Below are 25,466 nucleotides of genomic sequence, written 5' to 3' on the forward strand. Positions count from 1 at the left end.
TGAATTTACGATGAGATTAAGGTGTTTGCCTGTTTTCTTTTTTTGTTTTGTTTTATTTGCCGCCGGAAACGCAAATTCAAAAGACGTGGTCCTTAAAACGCTTGTAGTGAACCCGTCTAAAACAAAGACCCAGAGCGCCCTGCTGAAGGCGTATCTCCCCAGGGAGGCAAAACCTGTGGATGTTGAAGAAATGGGGGACCTTAAAATAGATTATGATATAGAAAAAGCGCTTTATTATGTTTATAAGATGTTTGAGCTGGAGCCGGGCCAGAGCGAAACGAGGGAAATAATCATAAATGATATCTGGATAATCCCGGAGGAAAAGATTAATGCCATGAATACCTCGGCTCTCGATTACGTGAAGGTTTTAAGGGATTCCGAATTTTATGATTCGGCTGTGGCAATGCAGAGGGAAATCGAAGAAAAAAGCAGGCAGATACTTTTAAAACAGCAGGAGGCCCTGGATGCCCAGCCCCAGACGCATATCGCCGTTTACAGGGAGAATATGAAGGGGGTCGAAGAGATTAATAATATGCTGGTGAAAATGGAGAAAGAGTCCGGAAAAGCAAAAGCCGCCGCCGGAACCGGAGGAGGAGGCTCATCTGTTCCTCTGGAAAAAATATCTGTTAAAGCCAGTTGGTGGCTTATTCTCGGTGTTATATTTTTTCTCGGCCTGGTTTCGCTTGTTTTCTTTATTGTGTGGCACAGGCAGGTTGGAGAGAGCGCTTCGGGAGAGGAAGAAACAGCCGCTCCGGCTTCCGCGGAAAGTATGCCGGTCGAAGAAAACGGACAGGAAAAAAAGTAAAAATTTCCTGAGGATTTTAAAAAGGGGGCTTAATGAATCATGTTAAGTCCCCTTTCGACTATCTATTTATTGCCTGAGGCTCAGTCATTATGATAAAATTTCAATATTGAACTTTGTATTTTAAAACAAATAAGAAAGGCAGATGTTAATGGCACTTTTCTGGCAGTTAATCCTTATCCAGATAGTAACCTTCCTTCTCATCATACTTTTCCTCAGGTGGCTTTTCCTCAACCAGACCCGGAGGACGATAAAAAGGCTGCGGGAACTTAGCGAGGAAAAGCAGAAAGAGGAAAAAGCCCTTAAAGAAAAAATTGAAAAGACGAAAAAGCAGATACAGGAAGAAATGGATAAAAGCAAAAAAGACGTCGAGGATCTCAGGAAAAAAGCGCGCGCCGATGCTGAAAAAGACAGGGAAGAAATTATTGAAAGAGCAAAAATCGAATCGAAAAAGGTGCTGGATGAGGCTTTACAGGAAAGCAAAAGAAGAGAGTCCGAGCTTATTATTGAGATGCAGTCTAAATCCCTCTATCTGGCCGTTGATATGATAAAGCAGATTTTCAGCGATAAGAGGCTCGAGGAAATCCATCGGCATCTTGTAGATGATGTGATAGATGAGATAAAAAAGATAGATGAAAGCAAAAGAGATACAGGATCCGCCGCCGCAGTTGAAATTATCACTTCGATTAAGCTTACCGATGCGCAGATGAGAAAGTTAAAGGAAATATTAATCGGGAAAACAGGCGGAGATTTGAAATTTATCGAAAAACAGGAAGATGATGTTATCGCCGGGCTTGTAGTTAAAATCGGAGAATGCATTATAGACGGTTCGCTGAAGAATAAACTTAAAAAGATCCTGCCCAAGATGAGGGAAAAAGTCAGGGCTGTTTAAAGAGAGAGAAAACAGCAGTTGAAACTTGTTTTTAAAATATCAGTCTTATTTTTTGCCGTTCTTATCTTTTTCGGTTTTAAGTTCGGCGGCGACTGGAAAGTAAAGAAAAGCAAACATTTTCTGATTTACTACAAGCGCGCTCCTTATGGATATATCGGCAATGTGGCCCGGGAATCGGAAAGGTATTATAAGGAGATAACCGAATATCTCGGTTTGAGAAGGTTTAATTTCTGGACATTCGATAACCGATGTAAAATATATATATTCGAGAGCCTTGAAGATTACCTGAAAAATACCGGTTGCGAAGAATGGTCAAGAGGCCATGTTGACATAAAAGAAAAGGAAATAACCACATTTGTTATTCAGGAAGAGTTTTTTACGAATATACTTCCTCATGAGATGGGGCATATTATTTTCAGGGAAGTTATAGGTTTTAAAGCGAAGATACCGTTATGGCTTGATGAGGGGGTCGCGGTCCTTCAGGAAGAGAACAGGGACAATTATTTGGACGCCGCAAAAGCCCTGGTGAAAAATGATCTTTATATTTCGGTAAAATCCCTTTCGGATATCAGGGATTATAAGTACGTTATTCCGGTGATTTTTTACAGCGAGGCGGCGAGTTTAATAGAGTTTCTCCTTGATGTATACGGGAGGGATGAATTTATAAAATTCTGCAGGAAAATAAGAGACGGAATGGGATGGGAAGAAGCCCTTTTTAAAGTATACGGGTTTAAAAACCTTGAAGCTTTTCAGGGCGCCTGGATTAATAATATGAAAAAGCAGGTTTAAAAAATGAAACATATAACCGTAATTCTGATAATGCTTATAAGCACATTGGGCCCTTCATCGGTGATCGCTTTTGTGGGTTATAAGAGCGTCGAAGCCCTGGGCAGAAATCCGTCTGCCGCGGCTAAAATACTGATATCGATGCTGCTTGCGTTTATTTTCGCCGAAGTTATCGCGGTGCTGGGGATACTTTCGGTCTTTATGCTTTACGGCCATTGGCAGTGATTTTTATAGAGGATGAAACGTTATGGAAGGCAGAGAAGATAAAATCCCCCTTGTGGAAATCAAGGATACGGGGGAAATAAGGGAAATCAAGAAAGGTATTGTGAAATTATCGGGCCTGCCTTTCTGCATAAACGGGCAGCTGGTGGAACTCGGACAGAATTTAAGGGGTATGGTAATAGGTTTTACGGATAAAAATGTTGTGGCGCTTGCCCTTGGAGATGAGACTTCTCTGAGTGTCGGGGATACTGTTTATGCGGAATCCGATATTTTTGAGGTTCCGGTCGGACCGAACCTGATAGGGCGAACAGTGAATGCTTTTGGCGAGCCTATAGATGATATGGGGAAGATTGAGCAGGAAGACAGTTATCCGATATTCAGAGAGGCGCCCGGTGTTATGGACAGGTCTCCTATAACACAGCCCCTGTTAACGGGAATCAAAATGATAGATACGGTCATACCTCTCGGCAAGGGGCAGAGGGAACTTATAATAGGAGACAGGGTTACGGGAAAAACAACCCTTGCGCTTGATACCATCCTTAATCAAAAAGAGAAAGATGTCATCTGTATATTCTGCTGGATAGGGGGCAGTTTCTCTTCATTCCAGAAAATAATCCAGCAGTTACAGAGGGAAGGGGCCATGGATTACACTATTGTCGTCGGAGCGCTCGCCTCTGATTCTCCGGCAGAGCAGTATGTTGCCCCGTATACCGCCGCTACTCTGGGCGAATATTTTATGTATAAGGGAAAAGATGTGCTGGTGACATTTGACAATCTGACCCGCCATGCCTGGATTTACAGGCAGATATCGCTTCTGTTGGAGAGGTCTCCCGGAAGAGAGGCGTATCCGGGAGATATATTTTATATACATTCACAATTGGTGGAGAGAGGAGCAAAGCTCAGCAATGAAAATGGCGGCGGCTCAATGACCATGCTTCCTATAGTTGAAACCCAGGAAGGTGATGTCACGGGTTTTATCCCGTCTAACCTGATATCGATGACCGACGGACAGATTTATTTAAATAGCTCGTTGTTCCATGAAGGGTTTAAACCCGCTATCGACCTGGGGCTTTCCGTATCCAGGATAGGCAGCAAAGTCCAGTGCGAAGCGATCAAGGAAGTGGTCGGGCATCTTAAGGGGGAATACGCGCGTTACAGGGAGCTTGTGAGCCTGACGAGAGTAAGGGCAAAGTTATCCGCGGAAGTCGAAGACAGGCTGAAAAAAGGCGAGATATTAAGCAGTTTCTTCGTACAGGATAAATCAACCCCCCTTTCCATAGAAGAACAGGTTATCCTTTTCTATGCTTACAGCAGGAACATACCCGAGCTCAAAGACGCTGATAAAAGACAGAATTTCAAAAGGAATATTTTTAAGTTTATTTCCGGGAAGACCCCCCATTTGATCAGAAAACTCTCGGATAAACTGTCATTGGCCGAAGATATCAAGCAGGGTTTAAACGAAGCTTTTGCCGATTTCTTTAAATAAAGTTTTTACCGGGGATAAATATGCTTGATTTGACAAAATTGAGGCAGGAACTTCAGTTTAACAAAGAAATAGGCGGTATTATCAATGTGCTGAAAGGCGTTGCGTCTTCGGAATTTTACAGGCTTCAGCGTGAGAGAAAAAGGTTAAATGATTTTGAAGAATGCCTTAACAGCATGTTTTCCGTCATTTCGTCCGTTGGCGAAGACAGTATTTTTGTAAAGGAATCATCCCTTCCGGAAACGGTCGTTATGATTACTTCAGACCTTGGCTTTCTGGGCAAGCTGAACGTAGCTATCGTAACCGCCGTTATGGAAAAATATTCCGCCGGCAAAAAACTTGTTGTTGTCGGGAAACAGGGCTTGAGATATATGGAAACAGGGGAGGAAGATATAGTCAGTTTTCCCGGCATAAGCGATGAAGTTTCTCACAGTGAAGTGGATTCCGTAGGCAATTATGTTTTTGACAGGTTTTTCAACGGGGAAACGGGCAGGGTAAATGTTGTTTTCCCCCATTTTATCTCATTCGGAGTGTGGGAAGTTGAGGAAAAACAGTTATTACCTTGCGGAAGCCTGTTTGAATCGTTCAGGGAAAAAAAGAAAATCGAGTATCTGATAGTTGAGCCTGCGTACAAAAGGGTCCTGGAATATCTGGTTAAAGTATGGATTAACCATGTCCTTTACGGGATCTTATGGGAGAGCAAGCTTTCCGAATGGTCGGCAAGGGTAATGCATCTGGAAAGAAGTTCCACTGAGATTAAGGAAATGGATAAAAAACTTAAATTCAGGTATTTCCGGATGCTTCATGAAAACAGCGATAAGAATATCAGGGAAATATTTTCCAGCCGGCTTGCCGTTTCCCGGCAGAACAGACAGATGCATAGCGCTGTATAGCGGCGTACAATCGGGAGAAAACAGATATGCCGGATAAAAACATAACGAAAAACGGGACGCCGAACGGTAAAGTGACCGGTATCCAGGGCCCGGTTGTAATAGTCAAGTTTGATTCGCCTGAACAGATGCCCGACATATATGATGTCCTGGAAACAAGGACGTATGACGGCAAAAAAGTTGTCCTTGAGGTCTTTGAGTATCTTTCCAGGAGAGCCACCGATGTCGGTGATGTGGTGAGATGCATATCACTTTCTCCCCTGTCCGGACTGCAGAGAAACGCGGAAGTTGTGTCTGTCGGAGGCGGCATAAAAATCCCCGTGGGCGAAAAGGTGTGCTCGAGGATATTGAATGTTTTCGGTGAACCGGTAGACAAAAAAGGCCCGGTTGATTCCAAAGAGTTTGAGTTGATACATAAAAAGCAGAAAATTGATTTTGGTATGTCCAAAACCAAACAGATGAAATTTGAGATGCTTGAAACGGGGATAAAAGTCATAGATTTGCTTTTTCCTATGATAAAAGGCACCAGGACCGGTATTTTGGGGGGAGCCGCGCTCGGCAAAAGTGTTATCATTCTTGAACTTATGCATAATGTGACAAAAAAACAGAAAGGTTATTGCGTATTTACGGGCGCGGGAGAAAGAATAAGGGAAGGCAATGAACTTTATAATGAGTTAGACAGGCAAAAAATACTTGAGCGTTCGGTGCTTGCTTTCGGGCAGATGAACGAGCCTCCGGGAGCCAGGTTTGAAATAGTGCATACCGGTATTACGCTGGCGGAACATTTTCAGGACAAAGGCAATGACGTGCTTTTCTTTGTTGACAGTGTTTTCAGGTTTGCCCAGGCCGGAAGCGAAATATCGACGCTGCTCGGGAGAATACCGTCCGAAACGGGATACCAGCCCACTTTGACTTCGGAAATGAGCGATTTTCAGGAAAGAATAAGGTCTTCGGGCAGGGCCGCTATTACCGCCATAGAAGCTGTTTATGTGCCGAGTGACGATTTGACTGATCCTGCCGTAGTCAGCATTTTCAGTTATCTCGATTCGATATTGATTCTTTCAAGGCAGCATGTCCAGCTGGGACTTTATCCCGCGATAGACCCTCTCCTCTCTTCTTCGTCGTATATGGATCCGCATATAATCGGAAGCAGGCATTTTGAAGTGGCTCAGAATGTAATAATCATCCTGAACAAATTTGAAGAGCTGAGAAGGATAGTGTCGATAATCGGAATCGAAGAATTATCGAGGGAAGACAGGATTATGTTTGAAAGAGCCCGGAAGCTGAGGAATTTTCTGACTCAGCCTTTCTTTACCGCAGAACTTTATACCGGGAAAAAAGGCGTGTATATCCCCCTGGAAAAAACTATTCGCAGCTGCGAAAAAATTATTTCGGGCGAAATGGATAAAGTTCCGCCTGAAGACCTGTATATGATAGGTGAGATTGAATAAAAGCCCTTAAAATATCTTCTTTAGAAGGCTGAGTTTTAATATAGGAGAGACATGGATTATGGTGATGAAACTGGGCGAGATACTCATAAAAGACAATCTTATTTCTAAAGATGAACTCGGGATTGCTTTAAGGGAGCAGCAGAAAACTTCGGAACCGCTTGCGAAAGTTCTGATAAAACTGGGATATTTAAAAGAGGAAGATTTACTTCCCGTGCTTTCGAAACAGCTTAAAATTCCCGTTGTTGATATTAAAAACGCGGATATCGATGAAGCGGCCGTTAAGAAAGTGCCGGCAAAATTCGCGTGGCATTATAAGATTATGCCGGTCAAATTTGAAAAAAACACTTTAACCGTTGCTACATCCGACCCCCTGCATTCGCTGAATGACCTGCAGTTATTCCTCGGAGTGGATATAATAGGCGTCCTCGCTCCGGAGAAGGAAACCATTAAGACTATAAAGAAATATTACGGCGTCGGGGCTGAAACCGTCGAAGGCATTATGGCAAAACAAAAGTTGGAAGATGAGCCGGACAATACGGAAAGGATGGATGAAGTTGAAGACATTGAAAAAATGGCCGCGGAAGCCTCGGTTGTCAAATTGGTCAACCAGATTATTCTTGATGCCCACAAAGCAAGGGCAACCGATATCCACATAGAGCCCTTCAGAGGGAAACTGGGTTTGCGCTACAGGGTAGACGGGGTGCTGTATAATGCCAATGTTCCCAATGAGATGAGCAGGCTTTTCCCCTCTATAATATCGAGGATAAAAATAATGTCTAAACTCGACATTGTGGAGAGAAGGCTGCCCCAGGACGGAAGAGCCGCGGTAAAAATAGGCAAAGAAGAATTCGACCTGAGGATTTCCGTCATACCGACCAGACACGGTGAAAGCCTTGTAATAAGGGTTCTTCCGACAAAAATGCTTTTCAGCCTTGAAAAACTCGGATTAAAACCGGATGAGTTGAAAATAATGGAGAATCTCGTCAAAAAACCCAACGGTATCATATTCGTAACAGGCCCGACGGGCAGCGGAAAAACCACAACCCTTTACGCCTGCCTGAGCAAAATCAAAAGTTCGGAAAACAAGATAATTACCCTCGAAGACCCTATTGAATACGAAATAGAGGGGGTTACCCAGATACAGATAATGCCTGAAATAGGATTTACATTTGCGCAGGGTTTGAGAAGTGTCCTGAGGCATGACCCTGACATTATGATGGTAGGCGAAGTAAGAGACTATGAAACAGCCGAACTTGCCATCAGGATTGCCTTAACCGGGCATTTGATTTTTTCAACTGTGCATACCAATGATGCCGCCGGAGGCGTGACCAGGCTTATTAATATAGGGATTGAGCCGTTTTTGATAACTTCATCCGTTGAAAGTTTTATAGCGCAGAGGCTGGTGCGCGTGATTTGCCCTGAATGCAAAGGGGAGGATACTTCAATAGCGGATGAAGTCGGTAAAATGATATTGCAGGACATAGATAATTTTAACCGGAAGCAGAAGGCGGACAGTTTGATTAAGATTCCCGAAACCCTGAAATTTTATAAGGGGAAAGGCTGTGATTCCTGTAATCATACGGGGTATAAACAAAGAAGCGCGATATATGAGATGTTGTTGATCAACAGGCCTATCAAAGAGCTCATACTCGAGAAAGCTTCTACTGACAGGATAAGGGACAAAGCCGTCGAACAGGGCATGAAGACCCTGCGCGTTTCCGGCTGGGAGAAAGTTCTGGAAGGGCTTACCACTCCGGAGGAAATATTGAGGGTAACGCAGACTGCGGATTAACAGGGGGTTTTATAACGATGTTCAAAGTGACCGTATACAGCGCCGCGGAAGAGTCAGTGCTCTACAGGGATGAGTCTTCGTGCGTTATCCTTCCATCCGAGGAAGGGGAGATATCGGTAATGGAGTTTCACCGCCCTATTGTTTCAACATTGAATAAGGGGACCATCAGGATTGACCGTAAAAAGCAGTTTAAGATAAGAGGCGGCATAGCCGCTATGAGCGGGGCCGAGCTCAGGATAATCATAGAACCGCTGTAATTTTAAGAGAAAGCCAGATGGAATTTTATTATAAAGCGAAAAAAGGGCCTCATGAGGTTGTAGAGGGGACTGTTGAAGCCGAAAACAGGGAACGGGCTGTAGATAAATTAACACAGGGGGGATTGATCCCCGTTAATATGCTGGAAGTGAAACATCATGCCGCTGAGCGCCATAAAAAACATGGGAGAAAAGACGGTTATCCGGGCGGCAGATTACTTTCAAGGAAAGTTAAGCAGAAAGATGTTACGGTGTTTACCGAACAGCTGTCAAGTCTGTTAAAGGCAAAAGTAAGGTTATCGGAAGCTTTGGAAGTCCTGTTTGAACAGACTGAAAACTCATTTTTGAAAAATATTATTATGACAATCGAAGGTAAAATTAAAAACGGCGCCACTCTTGCCGGCTCTCTTTCCGGTTATCCTCATATATTCAGCTCCCTTTATATCAATATGATAGACGCCGGCGAAAAAGGCGGGGTTCTTGACAAAACACTTATAAGGCTTGCCGGGTTTCGGGACAGGGAAGAACAGATAAAATCAAAGATACTTTCGGCTCTTGCGTATCCCCTGTTTATTGTTGCTGTAGGCATCCTGACGGTTTTTATACTGCTGGGTTTTGTAATTCCCAAAATGGCCGTCCTGTTCCAGCAGATGGACCAGGTTCTGCCTTTGCCGACCAGAATATTGATATTCTTAAGCCAGCCTGTTAAGAAATTCGGTCTATGGTTTGTTGTAGCTTTGTGTATTTTTGTTTTTATACTGGTCAAAGCGGGAATGATAGAGAAAAAGAAGCTGGCTATAGACAGGCTAAGCTTAAAACTGCCTGTGTTGGGAGGATTCCTTAAGAGGACCGTATATTCCAGATTTTGCAGGACACTGCAGACTCTGCTTGAAAACGGGATTCCACTCGCCCAGGCAATCGACATCGCTATGCCGACAGTCAATAATGAGGTGTTCAGGAAAGAGATTATCAATGCGCAGAAAAATGTTATGGACGGCGCCTCTTTTAAGGACAGCCTGAGGAAGACAGGTCTGTTCCCGCCTTTTATGATTAATATGATAGCCGTCGGAGAAAAGAGCGGCAGCCTTGAAACCGCGCTGTCCGATGTGGCTGACTTTTATGAGAAGGAAGCCGACAAGATTACGAAAGTGATTACTTCTCTTTTCGAACCCGTGATAATTTTAATAATGGGGCTTATAGTTGGCTTTATAGTATTTGCCATGCTTTTGCCCGTATTCCAGATGAATTTGGCAGTTTAATCAAGGAGATTATAATATGAACCGTAATAAAACTATCGGAACGGAAAAAAAATCTCTAACGGGATTCACCCTTATAGAGCTGATGCTTGTGGTTATAATAATAGGAGCCCTGGCCGCCATGATTCTTCCGCGCCTGGCCGGCAGGTCCGAACAGGCTAAAATTGCAGTAGCTAAAACAGATGTGACAGCGAATATCCCTGTTGCCCTGGACCTGTTTGAAATTGATAACGGAAGATACCCTACGACCGAAGAAGGACTGAAATCACTGGTCCAGCAGCCCGGAGGCCTGAAAGACTGGAAAGGCCCTTATGCAAAGAAAAAGAAATTCCTTGATCCGTGGGGAAAGGAATATCAGTACAGGTGCCCTTCGAGCCAGGGGATGGATTACGATCTTTTTTCCTTCGGTTCCGATGGCGCCCAGAGCAGCGATGATGTAACTAACTGGGAAGAATAATTTCCGAAAAACCTGAGCCGTGAATGATATTTTGAAGAGAAATTTTAATAATGGAATCAGTGGTTTTACTCTTATCGAAGTGATGATAGCGGTTGCCATCGTCTCTATAGGCCTTGTAATGATTCTTCAGGGATTCGTCTCGAGTCTCAATGCCGTCAAAATTTCGGAAGGCACATTGACGGCGTGCATGATCGCGGACAGCAGGATGGCTTACGCGCAGCTCGAATCGGAAAATAACCCTGAATTTATGCGGGCGGAATCTTCCGAAGCTTTTGTTTCTGAGAATCTGGAATTCTCCTGGGAATTTATTCCCGAAATTATTGATATGCCGGAAACAGGGGATATAAATGAAGAGCTTTTCAGCGTGACCTCGGTTTTAAACTGGAAGGATGGAAAAAGAAAAGGGGATATAAAGATTGAAACTTTATTCAGACAGAAAAAAGAAGCGGCGGGTTTCTGAAAAGGGATTCACCCTGCTTGAGGTTCTGATTTCAGCGGCGATAGTTTCGGTCTTAAGCGTTGTAATATATGCGGTTTTTTCAAGCGGTGTTACAATATGGAAAAAAGCCCGGGAAATGAGGTTTTTGGAAAAGAATGTCTTCGGTTCATTGCGGGAACTGACGGTTGACCTGAGAAATTGCCTGAAAATAACCACTCTTCCCGTTACTGGCGGCTCAGACAGGATAAGTTTTCCCAGACTGGTTAAAAAAAATGCAGAAAAAGAATTGGGGCTTATAACTTATTATTTTGATGAGGACAGTTCTTCAATAATAAAAAGCGCGGAGACATATGCCGAAGCGCTTAATGAAGAGGAATCGGAGGAAAAGGGTATCGGAAAAGCGCTCGCCGGGAATATAAACAGATTTTCATTAAGTTACTGTTATCTGGATACGGATACGGGGCTTTACGGTTGGAGGGACGATTGGGAACCTGAAGATGATAGCGCTGAGATTCCGAGGGCAGTTAAAGTGCTTGTTGAACTGGATAAGGGAGGCAGAAAAATTTCTGTCGAAAAATTGATTTTAATACCGATAGGCTTGTCCGCCCGGAAGGGATCTTTTAAATGAATAAAGCGGGAAAAAATACCGGCGGGAGCATACTTATTCTTGTAGTGTGGGTTTTGTGTTACCTGTCAATTCTTGCGGTCGGAGCCGGTAATATGGCGTTTTCCAGGCTGCTGTTTGTAAAATATGCGAAAAACAGGCTTGTGTCTTATTATCTCGCAAAAGCGGGAATTGAAAAGGCGATCATTATGATTGAAGCCGACGAAAACAAGGGAATCGTATCGTTCAATATCCCTATCCTTAACAACGAAAATGTGTTCAGGGAGTATCCGTGTGACACCGGCTTTTTTACGGTTTGCCATACTGTATCATCCGGCGGCAGGGACAGCGCTGACGAAGAAGAGTTTTTGTATGGAGCTGAAGATGAATCCGCGAAGATTAACATAAATAAAGCGCCGTCCGGTATATTACAGAAACTGCTCGTAAATACGGCGGATGTCCGGCCTGAGGAAGCGTATGGAGTCGCAAATTCCATCATTGACTGGAGAGATAAAGATTCAAGTGTTTCGGACATGGGAGCCGAGGAGTTGTACTACAGCGAACTTGAAATCCCCTGCCATTGCAAAAACTCGGATTTTGAAGTTCCCGAGGAATTATTGCTCGTTAAGGGGATGAATGCGGATATATTCAGCAAAATATCGGATGTAATAACGGTTTACGGTAACGGGAAAATAAATATCAATACCATGGGAAAAAAAACCATGCAGGCGCTGGGTTTCAGCCCGGAATTTGCCGATGATGTGGAAGAATACAGGAGGGGCGGCGACGGAATTCCCGGAACGGAGGATGATATGGTTTTTATGTCGCCTGCAGAACTGAGGAAAGCGGGGCTCCTGTCCCGGGCTGATTCGGATACGGTTAATTTTCTTTCCTCGGCTGATATTCTCGGCGTTAATTCCGATGTATTTAAAATCAGTTCGACAGGGTTTATATTCAAAGATGATAAACGCTATTCCAGGCAGGTAGTCTGTTTTGTGCGGAGGGAAAAAGGGGATGCCCCTGTTATATTGAGATGGATTGAAGATTAGAATTTAAAGCGGAATCTGGAAATTGTATAATAACCCCGGTGTTTTATAAAAGAAAGCGGACAGAATAATGTTCAAACGGGCAAAAAAGAAGGTCTCGGTTATTGAAATAGGGAAAGACTGGCTTAAAATTGTCCAGGCGCAGTTGTTTATTAAGGAAAAAAAAGTCAGCAGGGTAGTTGTTGAAAAAATATCCGGCCTGTCGGACGACCTTATTTCCGAAAAGCTTAAAAATCTTGCTAAATCCGAGGATATAAATTCCCTGTATCTCTGTCTTTGTGTTCCCCACGCCCAGGCGACGGTTAAAAGCATCGAACTTCCTTCAACGCATGAAGATGAGATAAGGAACATGCTTGACCTTCAGATAGGCAAGCAAACACCTTTTTCCCGCGAGGAAGTTATTTTTGACCATGCGGTGCTGAATATTTCCGAAGAAGGCTACAGCAAAGTATTGCTTGTAATAATACATAAGGATATTGTTGAAAGGTTTCTTAATATAATACACGGCGCGGGATTGAAAACCGATAATATAGGATTAAGCTCCGAAGGCCTGCTTAAATGGGCCGAAATATCCTGCCACAGCAGGATAAGCGATGATTCTTTTATCCTGATGGATGTAGATTATGACAGCTGTGATTTCGAAGTTATACATGAAAAACATATAATATTTTCACGGAATATATCATTCGGTATGGTAGATTTTACGGGGAATAAAGATGAATGGCAGAAAAAGATCACGGAACAGCTTAACCATTGCCTGTATGCGTTCCAGAACGAATTTCCCGAAAAAGAAACCCTGAAATTAGTTATTACCGGCGCCGACAGGATAAATGAGGCAATTGACATTGAAAACATGAAAAAAGATTTGAATATGGCAATTGAGCTGGTTCCCCAGTTTAAGAACATACCGGAGAACAGGGAATTCAGGGATGACGAATTGTCAGCGGAAGTTTCATATCCTGAGCTCCTGGGTCTGGTGCTCACTTATCCCGAACATGATATAAATCTCATCCCGCAGGAACTTCTGCTTGAACGCGAGGTAAAGGAAAAAGGAAAGAACCTTTTTTTATGCGGAGCGTATATTTTCCTGCTTATACTGCTTGGCTCAGTATTTTTTCTCGGGAAAATATACAGCAAGGAAAGATATCTGGGCCAGCTTCAGGATAAACTCGAAAATATCAGGCCTAAGGTTGAAAAACTTGAAAGTATGACTGAAAAAACCATGATAATAGAAGCCCGCCAGAAAGCAAAGGATTATTCGCTGAACCTGATACATGAAATCCACGGTCTTATATCTCCGGATATTCATCTGACTTCCATTATTTATGACGGGAAAACCCATTTTACTTTAAGAGGCACTTCGAAAAATACATCGGAAGTATTCAAATTTGTCACCAGCCTTGAAGAATCGGGGTTCTTCATAAACGTTAAAGCGAAATATGCGACGAAAAGAAATGAAGGGGACAAGGAACTTACGGATTTTGAGATAGTGTGCCCTCTTGAAATACCCTTGGAAAATGATATGAAAGAGAAAAAATGAAGTATAATATTTTATCGAAAATGTCAAAGAGAGAAAGAATAACAGGCGTAATCGCCGTGCTTGTGCTGCTGTTCTTCGGCGTGAATACATATGTTGTAAAGCCTCTGTTGAATAAAATGGATGATCTGGACCAGAAGATTTTGATGGTTGAGAAAAAATTGCGGAAAGCATACGGGATACTCTTCAGGGAAAATACCATTGCAAAAGAATATGAAGAAAAGCTGCAATTTGTTAAACAGGATCAGAACGAGGAAGAAGAAATAGCGGCGTTCCTTTCCGCAATAGAGACTATCGCCAGCAGCAGCAACATTTTTCTTTCGGATATCAAACCGGGAAACGTCGAAAAAACGAAAAATTACAGGATTTATTCGGCTGAAATCGAAATAGAGTCGGAAATATCATATATTGTAGATTTTATGTATCAGCTGGAAAGGCTTCCTCAGCTGATAAAGATAAAAAGTTTTACTTTTTCTCCGAAAGATAAAAATTCGAATGAACTTAAAGGCAATTTGACAATGGTCCTTTTGCTGATTGATGAAAGTTAAAGAGAACGGAGACAGGAAAATGGCGGATGAAAATATAATCATTAAACATGTTCCGAAAAAGGAAGGGATTCCGGGCTGGTTCTGGGCTGTATTGACGGTTTTCATAATGCTGATTGCGGCGTTTTGGGTTGCGGGGGCCGGTGTTATTTACATTTTAAAGGAAGCTCAGTCATCTCTGAAATATCCTTCCGGGGAAGAAATAAGGTTTGAAGAGGTCTATGTCGAAGGTAAAGGAGACAAAAAAATAGTCCTGATACCCGTTAAAGGTTTGATTATGAGTTCAGGCGGTGATTCATGGGGAAGGACAGACATTGTAAAAGAAGTCGGCAATAAGCTGAAAAAAGCGAAGACGGATGAGGAAGTTGTTGCGGTTATATTGCAGGTAGACAGCCCCGGGGGAGGTGTTACCGCGAGCGATATCCTTGCGAACAGGATAAAGGACTTTAAGGATTCAGGTAAAATAATCGCGGTAAGCATGGAAGACCTTGCTACGTCAGGCGCTTATTATATCTCTGCCCCTTCGGATTATATTATTGCCCATCCCACGACTATTACCGGGAGCATAGGGGTGTTGATGCAGGGTTTTAATCTTGAGGTTTTGCTTGAAAAAATAGGCGTGCAGGATATTATATTCAAATCCGGAAATATGAAGGATATTTTCTCTCTCACGCGGGATATGACCGAAGAGGAAAAAGAACTTATCCAGAATATTGTGGATTTCATGTTCCGCCGGTTTATTTCTGTTGTAGCCGAGGGAAGAAATCTGCCCGCCGAAAACATAGAAGCTGTCGCGGATGCGAGGATTTTTACCAGCGATGAAGCGTTAAGGCTTGGGCTGATAGATGACATAGGATATATTGAGGATGCGATAGACAAAGTTAAAGAACTTGCGAACGCGCAGGAAGCAAAAATAATAAGATACAGAAAAGAAGCTACCCTGAGTGAAATTTTTCTGATGAAAATAGAAGATATCAATCCTATCTCGAAGATAACTAACAATAATCTGCCGGGCCTGTCCGGTTACGGCGGCTTCCGTTTTCTTTATTTGTGGAAAGCAAACCTGTGACAGAAAAAAGAACCGTTAACACTTATACTCATACAAAACCCTTGTCTCCCGGGGAAACAGAGAAATTAAAAACTGTATTGACGGAAAAGAATTTTATCTTTTCGCCGAAACCCTATACAGTGATAAATGCTAAAAATGAAGGGGTGTCGGTTTCAGTTTATAGTTCCGGTAAAATTGTGGTTCAGGGACGGAAAACAGCGGATTTTGTCGAATTTATACTGGAGCCGCTTGTTATAAAAGAACTTTCTTTCAGCGCTTCTTTTTTTGCGGATAATGACATGGCAAAAAGGATAGGTTCCGATGAAAGCGGTAAAGGTGATTTTTTCGGGCCTCTGGTAGTCAGCGGCGTTTGTGCTTACGGAGAAGAGATAGCTGAAATGGCAAAAGCCGGCGTCCGCGATTCGAAGAAAATAAAATCCGAGGCGAAAATCCATGCGCTGGAAAAAATAATTGCGAAAAATTCCGCGACGGAAACCGTTTCAATAAGTCCGAAGCGTTTTAATCAAATGTATATGAGCATGAAAAATATGAACAAAATTCTGGCGTGGGCGCATGCCTGTGTCATAGAGAATCTTATCAAACAGACGGGATGCAAACTTGTTGTGGTTGATAAATTTGCGCCGAAAACGACCCTGCTTCAGATGCTGAAAGAACACGGCCGGAAAGCCAGAATTATCCAGAGGACAAAAGCGGAATCGGATATAGTTGTGGCCGCGGCTTCGATTTGCGCCCGGGCGGCTTATCTAAAGGAGATGAAGCGTCTGGGTGATAAATACGGGGTAACCTTTCCCAAGGGGGGAGGGTCGGATAAAATCACCGATGCGCTGAAGACGTTCCTTTCAAAATACGGTAAAAATGAATTGGAAAATGTCGCAAAGATAAATTTCAAAACTTCCGATGGGTTTCTGTGATTGGTTAACTCTTGTCTTTTTCCCTGATGTCCGTTTCCATCTGGTCCTTCATTTCATCCAGGTCTTTTCTCAACCGTTTGAATTTGGAAAAGAATCTGGGAAGCATCCCTTCCAGAGCGAAGATTTCGGCCATTTCTTTCATCTTCCTGACAGGAGAGCCGAGGTAAACCTCATTTGAACGGAGCCTTTTTTTCATCGGTATTCCGCATTGAGCTCCCACGGTTACATTATCCTCTATGACGGCATAGTTTCCTACCCCGACCTGTCCGGCCAGAATACAGTTGTCTCCCACCTTTGAGCTTCCCGCTATCCCGACCTGTGAGATTATCAGGGTGTTTTTACCGATTTCGACATTATGCGCTATCATGACCAGATTGTCGATTTTTGTGCCGTTTTTGATTCTTGTAGAGCCCAGGGCGGCCCTGTCTATAGTTACATTTGCGCCGAGTTCAACGTTATCTTCAATTACTACATTTCCGACCTGAGGTATTTTACGGTAAGCGCCGCCGTCTTTCTCATAGCCGAATCCGTCGCTTCCTATAACAACACCCGAATGGATCCTGATATTATTGCCCAGAATACAGTTGTAATATATGGTAACCCCCGGGAATATTCTGCAGCCACTGCCTATCTTGACATTTTTCCCGAGGAAGGAATGGGATTCTATAATGGAATTTTCTCCTATGGAGCAGTTATCGGAGATAACGGCATATGGGCCTATATGGACATTTTTCGGTATATCGCAGTTCTTGCCTATAACGGCTGTATTGTGAATGGAAAGTTCGGGTTTCGGTTCAGGCGAAAAAAGTTCGACAACCAAAGCAAAAGCCACCCTGGGGTTTTTAACTTCTATGGTGGGTTTTTTTGATTTTCTGGTGCCTTCGGGAACTATTATCGCTTCCGCTTCCGTGATTTCGGCTTTTTCCATGTAATCGGGCGAAATGATATATATGATTTCGCCTTTTCTCGGATTCACAAGATTCCCGAAAGAGGTTATTTCTGTGTCGGGTTTGCCGTTAAGTCTTCCATTGCAAAGTGTTGCGATTTTATCTAATTTCATGTGAATTCTCTTTTTATTTGAAAAATTTGGAGTATTATTGCATAAAAAAACAAGGAAGCAAACAAAAAAATAAAAAAATAAAATCATAGGGGTCAGACCTTGAAATGTGAAATGATTTGACAAATTTTTTTCGACGGATATACTCTTGACATGCCGCGACTATATAGATCGCAAGCTAAAATACAGGGCAGGGATTTTGCCCGCAAGAGAGAAATATCGGCCATTGATCCAGAAATTCTGATAAACAGGGTTGCGGCATATTATGGCAAAAAGCCTGAACAGCTGAAAAAAGCCAAAAAAAGGCCGCTGCTTGCAAAAAAAATAGCAGTATATTTACTTAAGCGATTTACCGATATGACCAATGAATGTATCGGGAATCAATTTCAGATAAGTTATTCTGCGGTAAGTAAAATCAATAAGGATGTTATAGAGATAATGAAAAGAAGTGCGGATGTGAATGCTGAAGTGGAAGAGCTCATTTCACATTTCAAGGTCTGACCCCTATGGTTGCGGGCAGCGCGGGTTTATATATTCATGTTCCATTCTGCAAAAAAAAATGCGGATACTGTTCTTTTTACTCCGTTTGCCGCGGGGAAAATGCCGGAGCCGGATTTGTCGATGCCCTTAAAACCGAATTCAGAAAATATGATGCTTTGTGTTTTGATACGCTCTATATAGGAGGCGGTACGCCGACAGCTGTTTCGGATATGGATTTTGACAATATCTGCGATTTTGCTTTTCAGGTTAGCGGGGAGAAAACGGTTGAAGCGAATCCCGAAAGCCTTTCTTCGACTAAAATTTCGATTTTGAAGGAACACGGTTTCAACAGGTTAAGCATCGGATTGCAGTCTCCCGCGCGGAAGGACCTGAAATTCCTCGGCAGGATACATTCATTCGGTGATTTCCGGAAATGTTTCATAGCCGCAAGGTCCGCAGGTTTTAAAAATATCAACATAGATTTAATTTACGGTCTGGAAAACCAGAGTTTAAAAGAGTGGCTGAAGAACCTGGAAAAAATAACAGCATATGAACCTGAGCATATCTCATGTTATTGCCTTTCAATAGAAAAGGATTCCGGTTTTTATGAGTCGGCGGGTGAGAATCCAATAAGACTTCCGTGTGACGATATTACTGCCTCGATGTTTATTGAGACCCATAAATTTTTGGCTGATACAGGTTATATCCATTATGAGATATCTAATTTTGCGAAAAAGGCGAAAGAGTGCGCGCATAATATAAACTACTGGAAAAACGGGCAGTATGCGGGACTCGGGCCGTCAGCGTGGTCTTTTATCGATAATATCAGGTTCAGAAACATATCGGATTTAAACGGTTATCTGGCTTCTTCCGGCGCCGGCGAATCCTGTATCGAAGAGGAAGACAGGGTTGATGCGCGCGTCAGGTTTTATGAAACGATATGTATAGGTCTCAGGATGAAGGCCGGAGTAAACATTGAAAATGTCAGCAATACATATGACATCGATTTCTGGGGATGTTACCGGGAGATATTTAATAAACTGAATGAAGACGGGTTTCTGTTTATGGAAGACGGGTTCTTAAAACCTACGCTGAAAGGTATGCTTTTTCATAATACCATTGCCGCTGAATTCGTCCTGCTGTAGACTTCCCGGCCTGAAAACGGTTCATCTGGCCGTTTTTTCAAAAACCAGGATATTCTTATCTCCGGAGTTGGAGTAATAGACCTTATCCATGACCTGATGTATCAGGTAGATGCCCAAACCTCCTATAGGCCTTTTGGTGATGTCCGAGGAAAGATTGGGGTGTGTTGGTATTGACTGGTTGAATACGGGGGCGTTATCGGTTATTTTTACGGTATATTTACCGGGATGCCTTGCGATTTCCATGGTTATCCTGCCTTTTTTACCTTTAAAACCATGTTTTATTATATTTGTTATTGCCTCGTCGGAAGCGAGTTCGATATCGAATAATGTTTTACCGTCAATTTTGTTTTTGACTCCGAACTTGTGTACGAATTTGTGGAGCTTGTCCAGCTCGCTGATTTTTCCCGACAGAATGAGTTTTGCTGTATCCGGACAATGTTTTTTCATATAAATTTAATATCATAAAACGTTATAAAATGACAATAAAATACGGTATCCATTTAAATATGATAGTTTTAATTCCAATGTGGTAAAATGAAATTCCTGTTTTCGGGTATTAAGGAGGTATCTGTTGAAAAAGGGGTGTATTGCCCTGTTTTCGGGAGGACTGGACAGCGTCCTTTCCGCTTTGCTGGTGAGGCAGCAGGGGATCAGGGTCATAGCTTTGAGGTTTATTTCGCCTTTTTTTGAAAAACCCGCTTCCGGAGAAATTGAAGAGATACTTAAAAAAAACGGGATACGGCTTCTAAAAAAAAAGGTAAAGGAACACTATCTTGATTTGGTCGCAAATCCCCGGTTCGGCAGGGGGAAGAACATGAATCCGTGTATTGACTGTAAAGTCTATATGTATGAAGAGGCTGCGCGTATGTTCGGAAAAACCGGGACATCGTTTATAGTCACGGGGGATGTGTTGGGGCAAAGGCCCATGACACAGAGCAGGGATACAATGTATATGATGGATAAAAAATCTTTTTTAAAAGGGTATGTTCTCCGTCCTTTGACCGCCCTTAATTTAAATCCGACGGTTCCTGAGGAAACGGGAATAGTGGACAGGAGTAAATTGATGGGTTTATCCGGCAGAGGAAGGAAAAAACAAATTGACCTGGCCGGGCATTTTGGTATAGAAAAGATTCCTCAGCCTGCGGGAGGCTGTTTGCTTGCCGATTCGAATTTTTCCAGAAAGCTCAGGGATCTTATAAAACATAGAGAATTTTCCTTAAAAGATGTTGACCTGATTAAACACGGGCGTTTTTACAGGAATAAGAACGGCAGCCGTATTATAATAGCGAGGAACGAAAGCGAAAGCCTGCTGTTATGGAACGAACGCGGGGGCAACATGATTAATATGAAGCATTATGATTTCCCCGGCGCGGCGGCGGTTTATATACCCGGAAAAAACAGGGATATTGAAAGCGCCGCGGCCCTGTTATCTTATTTTGGCAAGGGGAGAAATCTTGAGAAGGTGGAGATAGTGTATAAAATTGCCGGAAAAGAAAAGAGATTGTCCGCAACCCCGGGGAGGCCGGAAAAATCCGGGTTTTCGCCTGTATGAAAAAAAGACCGATAGCCTTAACAGTAGCGGGTTCTGATTCGGGAGGTGGAGCGGGTATCCAGGCCGACCTTAAGACTTTCTACGCGTTTGGAGTCTATGGAGCCAGCGTTATAACAGGGCTGACCGCTCAGAATACAATAGAAGTAAGATCCGTATTTAAAGTCCCTCCTGAATTTGTTATCGAGCAGCTAAATGCGGTGTTTGATGATTTTGCCGTGGACGCGGTAAAGACCGGAATGCTTTGTGATGCGGGGACCGTGAAAAAAGTAGCAGGATTTTTTACCGGAAAAAAGATTAAAAATATCATTGTTGACCCTGTTATGATTTCCAAAAGCGGATATGCCCTTCTTGAAGAAGACGCTGTCCGGACACTTATCAGGGATCTTTTGCCTTGCGCTGCGGTTGTTACACCGAATATATTTGAAGCGGAGAAGATAACGGGCATAAAAATATCATCGGTCGGGGATATGCGTTCGGCGGCGAAAAAAATATTGAAAACGGGGGCAAAAAACGTTCTTATTAAAGGAGGACATCTCAAGGGGGACCCATTTGATGTTCTGTGTTCCGAAAACAGGTGCGCGGTCATTAAGGGAAAAAGACAGGCCGAATCATTTACCCACGGCACCGGCTGTTCTTTGTCTTCAGCCATAACATCTTGTATTGCGAGAGGGCACGGCATTGAGGCGTCCGTGAGGATATCAAAACAGTTTGTTGAAGAAGGTATCAGAAAGGGATATAATCCCGGCAAAGGCTGCGGTCCTGTTAACCATTTTGTCAGGCCCAGATTTTTATAGATTAAATTCGAAAATAATATTATGAAAATTTTTAAATACGGTTCGGAAGTGTTAAGGAAAAAAGCGGGAAAAGTGGTTTGGTCCGAAGAGACCAGAAAACTTATTTCGGATATGTTTAAAACAATGAGAGAGGAAAGGGGAGTCGGCCTTGCCGCGCCCCAGGTTGGAAAATCAGCAAGGATAATAGTTATAGATATAGGAGAAGGCGGGGTTGCTCTGGTTAATCCCGAAATAACGGAAAAAAGGGGGAAAGAAACATCTGTTGAGGGCTGCCTTAGTTTTCCCGGTATTGAATTTGAAATAGAGAGGGCCGGAGAAGTTGAAGTAAGGGGCTTAAATGATGAAGGCTGTGAAGTGAACATAACGGCCTGCGGCCTTTTTGCGCGCGCGCTGCAGCATGAGATAGACCATCTTGACGGTATTCTGATTGTTGACAGGACAACTTTTTTAAGCAGGAAACTTGCTTCAAGCAAATTGAAAAAGCTGATAAAGGAAAGCAAAAAAAATGAAATGCTATCTTGAATGCATACCCTGTTTCGTAAAACAGGCTGTCGAAGCCGGGAATATACTTTCGTCCACCGCAAGCCAGAGAGAAGAAATTTTACAGAAAAGCCTTAAGCTGATAATAAATATGGACAGGGATATGACCCCGCCCGAAGCAGGGATGAAGATACATTCGATAATAAAATTCATTACGGGCAGAAAAGACCCTTATAAGGGGATAAAAGATTATTATAATAATCTCGGACCGGAATTCTATAAAAAATATAAGAAAAAAGTCAATAAATCGAAAGACAGACTTTTAACTGCGGTTAGATGTGCTATTGCGGGAAACGTTGTTGATTTTGGCGTGGCGGGCGAGTTTGACGCCGAAAAAGATATCGAAAAAGTGATGACCCAGGATTTCGCGTATTTTGATTACGATGACTTCAAAAAGATTCTGTCGAAATCGCGTTCGATCCTGTATCTCGCGGACAATGTCCCTGAAACATTTTTCGACCGTATACTTATCGAGGAATTGGAGGGTAAAGAGATTACGTACGCTGTCAAGTCGGCGCCCATAATAAATGATGCCACCGTTGAAGACGCGTTGATAGCGGGAATTGACGGGACTACCCGCGTTGTTGAAAGCGGCTCCTGCGCGCCCGGCACGGTGCTAAGCCTGTGCAGCGCCGAATTTCTGCAGACAATGAAGGAAAGCGATATGGTCATAAGCAAAGGACAGGGTAATTATGAGGCATTGGAAGATATGAAAGGCAAGGATGTGTTCTTTATGCTTAAAGCAAAATGCAAGGTGGTTGCAAAACATTTAAATGTGAAAGTCGGGGATATAATCTTCAAGTATAAAGGTGGAAAATGAAATATTTGTACGGTCCTGTTATATCACGCAGGTTGGGATTATCGCTCGGTGTTGACCTTATCCCTTTGAAAACGTGTTCCTTCAATTGTGTTTATTGCCAGTTGTCGTCTACCGCAAGCTGTGTGACAGAGAGAAAGGATTATGTTTCCCCTGAAGAGGTTATAGATGAGTTTTACGAATTCAACAGTGAAAATATCCAATATGACTGGATAACTTTTTCCGGTTCGGGAGAGCCGACTTTGAATGCGTCTTTGGGGTATATAATACAGGAAATAAAAAAATCAGCTTCAAAAAAAATCTGTGTGATTACCAACGGTTCATTAATAAGTTCAGGCGAAGTGAGACGGGACCTGCTCGGCGCGGACCTGGTTATGCCTTCCCTGGATGCTGTTTCCCCGGAGATATTTCAAAAGATAAACAGGCCGTTTAAAGGGGCGGATGTGGAAAAGATTATCAGCGGGCTTATTGAGTTCAGGAAAGAGTTTATGGGCCGGATATGGCTTGAAATAATGTTTGTCAAAGGCATAAATGACAACAGCTCCGAAATCGCAAAATTTTCAGAGGTTATAAAAAAGATTAAGCCGGATAAGGTTCATTTGAATACCGTTATCAGGCCGCCGTCCGAAAAAAATATACTGCCTGTCGACAGGTATACGCTTATAAAGATAGCGGATCAGTTGGGGGATAGGGCGGATGTCATAGGCAATTTACCGGAGGTCCCCCAATTTGAAAAAGGCAGATTGAACGCGGAAAATCTCCTTGGCCTTCTGGAAAGCCATCCTGCGACGCTTGAAGAGATTATGAACTCGTTCGGCGCGACAAAATTTGCCGCGGCAAAGATACTTGAAGAACTTGTAAAATTAAGGAAGGTGGAAGAAAAAAGATTTGAGAATAAAGTGTATTATGTGCTCAAACCATGATTCCCTGATATAGCCTTTTTTCACGTCGATAAATAATATTTTACCCGTAATTTCTTGACACCGAAAGAGCAAGGTGTTAGTATCCGTCGAAATTAAAATTATTCTTCCGCTTCTTTCCGGAAAAAAAGTTCAAAAATTCATATTTGGTACGGGGTGAATATTATGTTTTTTAACTGGCTTGATATAATTTTACTTATAATAATTTTACATGGCGCGAGAAAGGGCATGCAGAGAGGTTTTTCCGCGGGGATTATTTCGCTTATCGGTTTTGTTTCAGCCGGTATTTTAGCGTTGCATTTTTATAAGGATGTCGGCGCAAAGATAGAGAATCTAATACCCATAGGAGAAAGGTTTTCAGGCTTTATCGCTTTCGGGATTATATGCGCCTTAATAATTTTTGCCAGCGTTTTAGTCCAAAAATTCTTTCATTCGGTTCTGCAGATGAGGTTTGTCGATAACTTTGAGAAGTACGGAGGCGCGGTAGTCGGATGTTTAAAAAGGACATTAATGATTGGGATTGTTTTTTATGGCTGTTTGTTTATCGGAACATTTACGGAAGTGCCTCCTGCCGTTGTGGAAAGCGGCGAACATTCCGTGATAGCAGGAATGATATTCAATATTTTTAACGGCGCTTACAGGACAAGCATAGCCATTACCGGTTCGGAAGATAATCTGGCTGAACAGGAAATTATCAGCAGGAATCACGGCAGCCCGGGTTATGCGAAGCGGAAAAAATCGTGAATAAAAACCGCCCCGCGGGCAACCTGAAAACTGATAAAATTTAGTGTTGACATGGTATTAGACGTATGTTAAATTATGCGTCTGTTTTTTAGATATGTTGAGGGAATTGTTACGGAACAGGATAATATGAAAAAGAAAAGCAAAGAAAAAAGCCGGAAATGGTATCTGGTAAATGCGGAAGGGCAGATCCTGGGAAGGATGGCCACCAGGGTAGCCGATATTTTGAGGGGAAAGAATAAACCTACTTTTGAGCCGCACGCCGATACCGGAGATTTTGTTGTGGTCATCAACGCTGAAAAAGTTAAGCTGACCGGCAGAAAAAAAGAACAGAAAGTTTATATTTCGAAAAGCGAATATCAGGGCGGGCAGAAAATTGTGCCGATTAAGAAAGTTATGGAAAAGAAGCCGGAAATGGTCATTTTTCATGCGGTTAAAGGCATGCTGCCGAAGAACAAACTGAGCAGCGCCATTATAAAAAAGCTTAAGGTGTATGCCGGTTGTGAACATCCTCATGCGGCTCAGCAGCCGGAAAATCTGAATTTAGGAGTTAAATAGGCGATGATTGAAGAATATAGAGCTATCGGAAGGCGGAAAACCTCTGTTGCCCAGGTTCGTATGATGCTGGGAAAGGGGAAAATTGAAGTGAATGATAAACCTTTAAAAACATACTTTAATATGGAAAATTTAATCAGGCTTGTTGAAAGGCCGTTATTGGATACAAATAATATGGGCAAGTATGATGTAATAATCAGAGTTAAGGGCGGCGGAGTTGCGGGTCAGGCCGGGGCTATCAGACACGGCATAGCCAGGGCTCTTGTCAGGGCGGATCTCAGTATCAGAGGGCGCCTTAAAGAAGAAGGGCATCTTACAAGAGACGACCGGAAAAAAGAAAGAAAAAAATATGGCCGGGCCGGCGCCAGAAAGAGGTTCCAGTTCTCGAAACGTTAATATTATGCGTTTATCAGGGCAGAGGACTTACCT

The 25,466-nt window shown here is 42.8% G+C and carries 30 protein-coding genes; 28 read left to right on the forward strand and 2 right to left on the reverse strand.

Annotated features, from left to right (window positions below; genetic code table 11):
* Nucleotides 1-10: 10 nt before the first annotated feature.
* The 18 genes from M0R36_06195 (at nucleotide 11) to rnhC (ending at nucleotide 16,436) form a co-directional block, all read left to right on the forward strand.
* Nucleotides 11-805, forward strand: a complete 795-nt coding sequence (locus M0R36_06195; protein ID MCK9555387.1) for a hypothetical protein — start codon at nucleotides 11-13, stop codon at nucleotides 803-805.
* A 148-nt stretch (nucleotides 806-953) separates the two neighbouring features.
* A complete protein-coding gene (locus M0R36_06200; protein ID MCK9555388.1) occupies nucleotides 954-1,694 on the forward strand; it encodes a F0F1 ATP synthase subunit delta in 741 nt (246 codons plus the stop codon).
* An 18-nt stretch (nucleotides 1,695-1,712) separates the two neighbouring features.
* Nucleotides 1,713-2,483 (forward strand): peptidase MA family metallohydrolase, encoded by a 771-nt coding sequence (locus tag M0R36_06205; protein ID MCK9555389.1) that lies wholly within the window; start codon nucleotides 1,713-1,715, stop codon nucleotides 2,481-2,483.
* 3 nt (nucleotides 2,484-2,486) lie between these two features.
* Complete coding sequence (locus M0R36_06210; protein MCK9555390.1) at nucleotides 2,487-2,705, forward strand: ATP synthase F0 subunit C; 219 nt, start codon at nucleotides 2,487-2,489, stop codon at nucleotides 2,703-2,705.
* 22 nt (nucleotides 2,706-2,727) lie between these two features.
* On the forward strand, nucleotides 2,728-4,188 hold the full coding sequence (locus M0R36_06215) for a F0F1 ATP synthase subunit alpha (protein ID MCK9555391.1): 1,461 nt from the start codon (nucleotides 2,728-2,730) through the stop codon (nucleotides 4,186-4,188).
* A 20-nt stretch (nucleotides 4,189-4,208) separates the two neighbouring features.
* Nucleotides 4,209-5,078, forward strand: a complete 870-nt coding sequence (locus tag M0R36_06220) for a F0F1 ATP synthase subunit gamma (GenBank protein ID MCK9555392.1) — start codon at nucleotides 4,209-4,211, stop codon at nucleotides 5,076-5,078.
* Between the two features lie 26 nt (nucleotides 5,079-5,104).
* Nucleotides 5,105-6,526 (forward strand): F0F1 ATP synthase subunit beta, encoded by a 1,422-nt coding sequence (atpD, locus tag M0R36_06225; protein ID MCK9555393.1) that lies wholly within the window; start codon nucleotides 5,105-5,107, stop codon nucleotides 6,524-6,526.
* 58 nt (nucleotides 6,527-6,584) lie between these two features.
* Entirely contained in the window at nucleotides 6,585-8,318 is a 1,734-nt protein-coding gene (tadA, locus tag M0R36_06230) for a Flp pilus assembly complex ATPase component TadA (protein ID MCK9555394.1), read from the forward strand.
* Nucleotides 8,319-8,335: 17 nt separating this feature from the next.
* Nucleotides 8,336-8,575 carry a hypothetical protein gene (locus M0R36_06235; GenBank protein MCK9555395.1) on the forward strand — a complete coding sequence of 80 codons (240 nt, stop codon included), beginning with the start codon at nucleotides 8,336-8,338 and terminating at the stop codon, nucleotides 8,573-8,575.
* Between the two features lie 17 nt (nucleotides 8,576-8,592).
* Nucleotides 8,593-9,831 carry a type II secretion system F family protein gene (locus M0R36_06240; GenBank protein ID MCK9555396.1) on the forward strand — a complete coding sequence of 413 codons (1,239 nt, stop codon included), beginning with the start codon at nucleotides 8,593-8,595 and terminating at the stop codon, nucleotides 9,829-9,831.
* A gap of 16 nt (nucleotides 9,832-9,847) precedes the next feature.
* Nucleotides 9,848-10,285 carry a type II secretion system major pseudopilin GspG gene (gspG, locus tag M0R36_06245; protein ID MCK9555397.1) on the forward strand — a complete coding sequence of 146 codons (438 nt, stop codon included), beginning with the start codon at nucleotides 9,848-9,850 and terminating at the stop codon, nucleotides 10,283-10,285.
* A 31-nt stretch (nucleotides 10,286-10,316) separates the two neighbouring features.
* Nucleotides 10,317-10,745: a prepilin-type N-terminal cleavage/methylation domain-containing protein gene (locus M0R36_06250; protein ID MCK9555398.1), complete on the forward strand. Its 429-nt coding sequence runs from the start codon at nucleotides 10,317-10,319 to the stop codon at nucleotides 10,743-10,745.
* Nucleotides 10,702-11,352 carry a prepilin-type N-terminal cleavage/methylation domain-containing protein gene (locus M0R36_06255; protein MCK9555399.1) on the forward strand — a complete coding sequence of 217 codons (651 nt, stop codon included), beginning with the start codon at nucleotides 10,702-10,704 and terminating at the stop codon, nucleotides 11,350-11,352. The genes M0R36_06250 and M0R36_06255 overlap by 44 nt, the downstream gene beginning before the upstream one ends.
* The gene (locus M0R36_06260; GenBank protein ID MCK9555400.1) at nucleotides 11,349-12,377 is read left to right on the forward strand and encodes a general secretion pathway protein GspK; all 1,029 of its coding nucleotides are present in this window, start codon (nucleotides 11,349-11,351) and stop codon (nucleotides 12,375-12,377) included. Before M0R36_06255 ends, M0R36_06260 begins: the two co-directional genes overlap by 4 nt.
* A gap of 67 nt (nucleotides 12,378-12,444) precedes the next feature.
* A complete protein-coding gene (pilM, locus tag M0R36_06265) occupies nucleotides 12,445-13,914 on the forward strand; it encodes a pilus assembly protein PilM (protein MCK9555401.1) in 1,470 nt (489 codons plus the stop codon).
* Complete coding sequence (gene pilO, locus M0R36_06270; protein ID MCK9555402.1) at nucleotides 13,911-14,459, forward strand: type 4a pilus biogenesis protein PilO; 549 nt, start codon at nucleotides 13,911-13,913, stop codon at nucleotides 14,457-14,459. Before pilM ends, pilO begins: the two co-directional genes overlap by 4 nt.
* Nucleotides 14,449-15,525 (forward strand): signal peptide peptidase SppA, encoded by a 1,077-nt coding sequence (gene sppA / locus M0R36_06275; GenBank protein ID MCK9555403.1) that lies wholly within the window; start codon nucleotides 14,449-14,451, stop codon nucleotides 15,523-15,525. The genes pilO and sppA overlap by 11 nt, the downstream gene beginning before the upstream one ends.
* Complete coding sequence (gene rnhC / locus M0R36_06280; GenBank protein ID MCK9555404.1) at nucleotides 15,507-16,436, forward strand: ribonuclease HIII; 930 nt, start codon at nucleotides 15,507-15,509, stop codon at nucleotides 16,434-16,436. Before sppA ends, rnhC begins: the two co-directional genes overlap by 19 nt.
* A gap of 4 nt (nucleotides 16,437-16,440) precedes the next feature.
* On the opposite strand, the gene lpxD is transcribed toward rnhC, so the two are convergent.
* Nucleotides 16,441-17,496: a UDP-3-O-(3-hydroxymyristoyl)glucosamine N-acyltransferase gene (gene lpxD, locus M0R36_06285; protein ID MCK9555405.1), complete on the reverse strand. Its 1,056-nt coding sequence runs from the start codon at nucleotides 17,494-17,496 to the stop codon at nucleotides 16,441-16,443.
* Between the two features lie 150 nt (nucleotides 17,497-17,646).
* Here lpxD and M0R36_06290 point away from each other — a divergent pair, with 150 nt between their 5' ends.
* Together M0R36_06290 and hemW are read left to right on the forward strand one after the other, a co-directional pair.
* On the forward strand, nucleotides 17,647-17,994 hold the full coding sequence (locus M0R36_06290) for a hypothetical protein (protein ID MCK9555406.1): 348 nt from the start codon (nucleotides 17,647-17,649) through the stop codon (nucleotides 17,992-17,994).
* 5 nt (nucleotides 17,995-17,999) lie between these two features.
* Nucleotides 18,000-19,118 (forward strand): radical SAM family heme chaperone HemW, encoded by a 1,119-nt coding sequence (gene hemW, locus M0R36_06295; GenBank protein ID MCK9555407.1) that lies wholly within the window; start codon nucleotides 18,000-18,002, stop codon nucleotides 19,116-19,118.
* A gap of 21 nt (nucleotides 19,119-19,139) precedes the next feature.
* On the opposite strand, the gene M0R36_06300 is transcribed toward hemW, so the two are convergent.
* Complete coding sequence (locus tag M0R36_06300; protein ID MCK9555408.1) at nucleotides 19,140-19,565, reverse strand: ATP-binding protein; 426 nt, start codon at nucleotides 19,563-19,565, stop codon at nucleotides 19,140-19,142.
* 124 nt (nucleotides 19,566-19,689) lie between these two features.
* On the opposite strand from M0R36_06300, the gene M0R36_06305 reads away from it, so the two are divergent.
* The 8 genes from M0R36_06305 (at nucleotide 19,690) to rpsI (ending at nucleotide 25,433) form a co-directional block, all read left to right on the forward strand.
* Nucleotides 19,690-20,670: a tRNA 4-thiouridine(8) synthase ThiI gene (locus M0R36_06305; protein MCK9555409.1), complete on the forward strand. Its 981-nt coding sequence runs from the start codon at nucleotides 19,690-19,692 to the stop codon at nucleotides 20,668-20,670.
* A complete protein-coding gene (thiD, locus tag M0R36_06310; protein MCK9555410.1) occupies nucleotides 20,667-21,464 on the forward strand; it encodes a bifunctional hydroxymethylpyrimidine kinase/phosphomethylpyrimidine kinase in 798 nt (265 codons plus the stop codon). Before M0R36_06305 ends, thiD begins: the two co-directional genes overlap by 4 nt.
* A 21-nt stretch (nucleotides 21,465-21,485) precedes the next feature.
* A complete protein-coding gene (gene def / locus M0R36_06315) occupies nucleotides 21,486-21,986 on the forward strand; it encodes a peptide deformylase (GenBank protein ID MCK9555411.1) in 501 nt (166 codons plus the stop codon).
* Complete coding sequence (locus M0R36_06320) at nucleotides 21,970-22,824, forward strand: ARMT1-like domain-containing protein (GenBank protein ID MCK9555412.1); 855 nt, start codon at nucleotides 21,970-21,972, stop codon at nucleotides 22,822-22,824. The genes def and M0R36_06320 overlap by 17 nt, the downstream gene beginning before the upstream one ends.
* Entirely contained in the window at nucleotides 22,821-23,744 is a 924-nt protein-coding gene (locus M0R36_06325) for a radical SAM protein (protein MCK9555413.1), read from the forward strand. The genes M0R36_06320 and M0R36_06325 overlap by 4 nt, the downstream gene beginning before the upstream one ends.
* Before the next feature lie 162 nt (nucleotides 23,745-23,906).
* Nucleotides 23,907-24,485: a CvpA family protein gene (locus tag M0R36_06330; protein ID MCK9555414.1), complete on the forward strand. Its 579-nt coding sequence runs from the start codon at nucleotides 23,907-23,909 to the stop codon at nucleotides 24,483-24,485.
* Nucleotides 24,486-24,611: 126 nt separating this feature from the next.
* Nucleotides 24,612-25,040 (forward strand): 50S ribosomal protein L13, encoded by a 429-nt coding sequence (gene rplM / locus M0R36_06335; protein MCK9555415.1) that lies wholly within the window; start codon nucleotides 24,612-24,614, stop codon nucleotides 25,038-25,040.
* Between the two features lie 3 nt (nucleotides 25,041-25,043).
* On the forward strand, nucleotides 25,044-25,433 hold the full coding sequence (rpsI, locus tag M0R36_06340; GenBank protein MCK9555416.1) for a 30S ribosomal protein S9: 390 nt from the start codon (nucleotides 25,044-25,046) through the stop codon (nucleotides 25,431-25,433).
* Nucleotides 25,434-25,466 lie beyond the last annotated feature (33 nt).

Source organism: bacterium (assembly GCA_023228325.1).
Lineage (GTDB): Bacteria > Auribacterota > UBA6266 > UBA6266 > UBA6266 > UBA6266.

Coding starts and splice junctions, on each gene's coding strand:
- M0R36_06195 (MCK9555387.1), top strand. CDS start 11: ATGAGATTAAGGTGTTTGCCTGTTTTCTTTTTTTGTTTTGTTTTATTT.
- M0R36_06200 (MCK9555388.1), top strand. CDS start 954: ATGGCACTTTTCTGGCAGTTAATCCTTATCCAGATAGTAACCTTCCTT.
- M0R36_06210 (MCK9555390.1), top strand. CDS start 2,487: ATGAAACATATAACCGTAATTCTGATAATGCTTATAAGCACATTGGGC.
- M0R36_06215 (MCK9555391.1), top strand. CDS start 2,728: ATGGAAGGCAGAGAAGATAAAATCCCCCTTGTGGAAATCAAGGATACG.
- M0R36_06220 (MCK9555392.1), top strand. CDS start 4,209: ATGCTTGATTTGACAAAATTGAGGCAGGAACTTCAGTTTAACAAAGAA.
- atpD (MCK9555393.1), top strand. CDS start 5,105: ATGCCGGATAAAAACATAACGAAAAACGGGACGCCGAACGGTAAAGTG.
- tadA (MCK9555394.1), top strand. CDS start 6,585: ATGGTGATGAAACTGGGCGAGATACTCATAAAAGACAATCTTATTTCT.
- M0R36_06235 (MCK9555395.1), top strand. CDS start 8,336: ATGTTCAAAGTGACCGTATACAGCGCCGCGGAAGAGTCAGTGCTCTAC.
- M0R36_06240 (MCK9555396.1), top strand. CDS start 8,593: ATGGAATTTTATTATAAAGCGAAAAAAGGGCCTCATGAGGTTGTAGAG.
- gspG (MCK9555397.1), top strand. CDS start 9,848: ATGAACCGTAATAAAACTATCGGAACGGAAAAAAAATCTCTAACGGGA.
- M0R36_06260 (MCK9555400.1), top strand. CDS start 11,349: ATGAATAAAGCGGGAAAAAATACCGGCGGGAGCATACTTATTCTTGTA.
- pilM (MCK9555401.1), top strand. CDS start 12,445: ATGTTCAAACGGGCAAAAAAGAAGGTCTCGGTTATTGAAATAGGGAAA.
- pilO (MCK9555402.1), top strand. CDS start 13,911: ATGAAGTATAATATTTTATCGAAAATGTCAAAGAGAGAAAGAATAACA.
- sppA (MCK9555403.1), top strand. CDS start 14,449: ATGAAAGTTAAAGAGAACGGAGACAGGAAAATGGCGGATGAAAATATA.
- lpxD (MCK9555405.1), bottom strand. CDS start 17,496: ATGAAATTAGATAAAATCGCAACACTTTGCAATGGAAGACTTAACGGC.
- M0R36_06290 (MCK9555406.1), top strand. CDS start 17,647: ATGCCGCGACTATATAGATCGCAAGCTAAAATACAGGGCAGGGATTTT.
- hemW (MCK9555407.1), top strand. CDS start 18,000: ATGGTTGCGGGCAGCGCGGGTTTATATATTCATGTTCCATTCTGCAAA.
- M0R36_06300 (MCK9555408.1), bottom strand. CDS start 19,565: ATGAAAAAACATTGTCCGGATACAGCAAAACTCATTCTGTCGGGAAAA.
- thiD (MCK9555410.1), top strand. CDS start 20,667: ATGAAAAAAAGACCGATAGCCTTAACAGTAGCGGGTTCTGATTCGGGA.
- def (MCK9555411.1), top strand. CDS start 21,486: ATGAAAATTTTTAAATACGGTTCGGAAGTGTTAAGGAAAAAAGCGGGA.
- M0R36_06320 (MCK9555412.1), top strand. CDS start 21,970: ATGAAATGCTATCTTGAATGCATACCCTGTTTCGTAAAACAGGCTGTC.
- M0R36_06325 (MCK9555413.1), top strand. CDS start 22,821: ATGAAATATTTGTACGGTCCTGTTATATCACGCAGGTTGGGATTATCG.
- M0R36_06330 (MCK9555414.1), top strand. CDS start 23,907: ATGTTTTTTAACTGGCTTGATATAATTTTACTTATAATAATTTTACAT.
- rplM (MCK9555415.1), top strand. CDS start 24,612: ATGAAAAAGAAAAGCAAAGAAAAAAGCCGGAAATGGTATCTGGTAAAT.
- rpsI (MCK9555416.1), top strand. CDS start 25,044: ATGATTGAAGAATATAGAGCTATCGGAAGGCGGAAAACCTCTGTTGCC.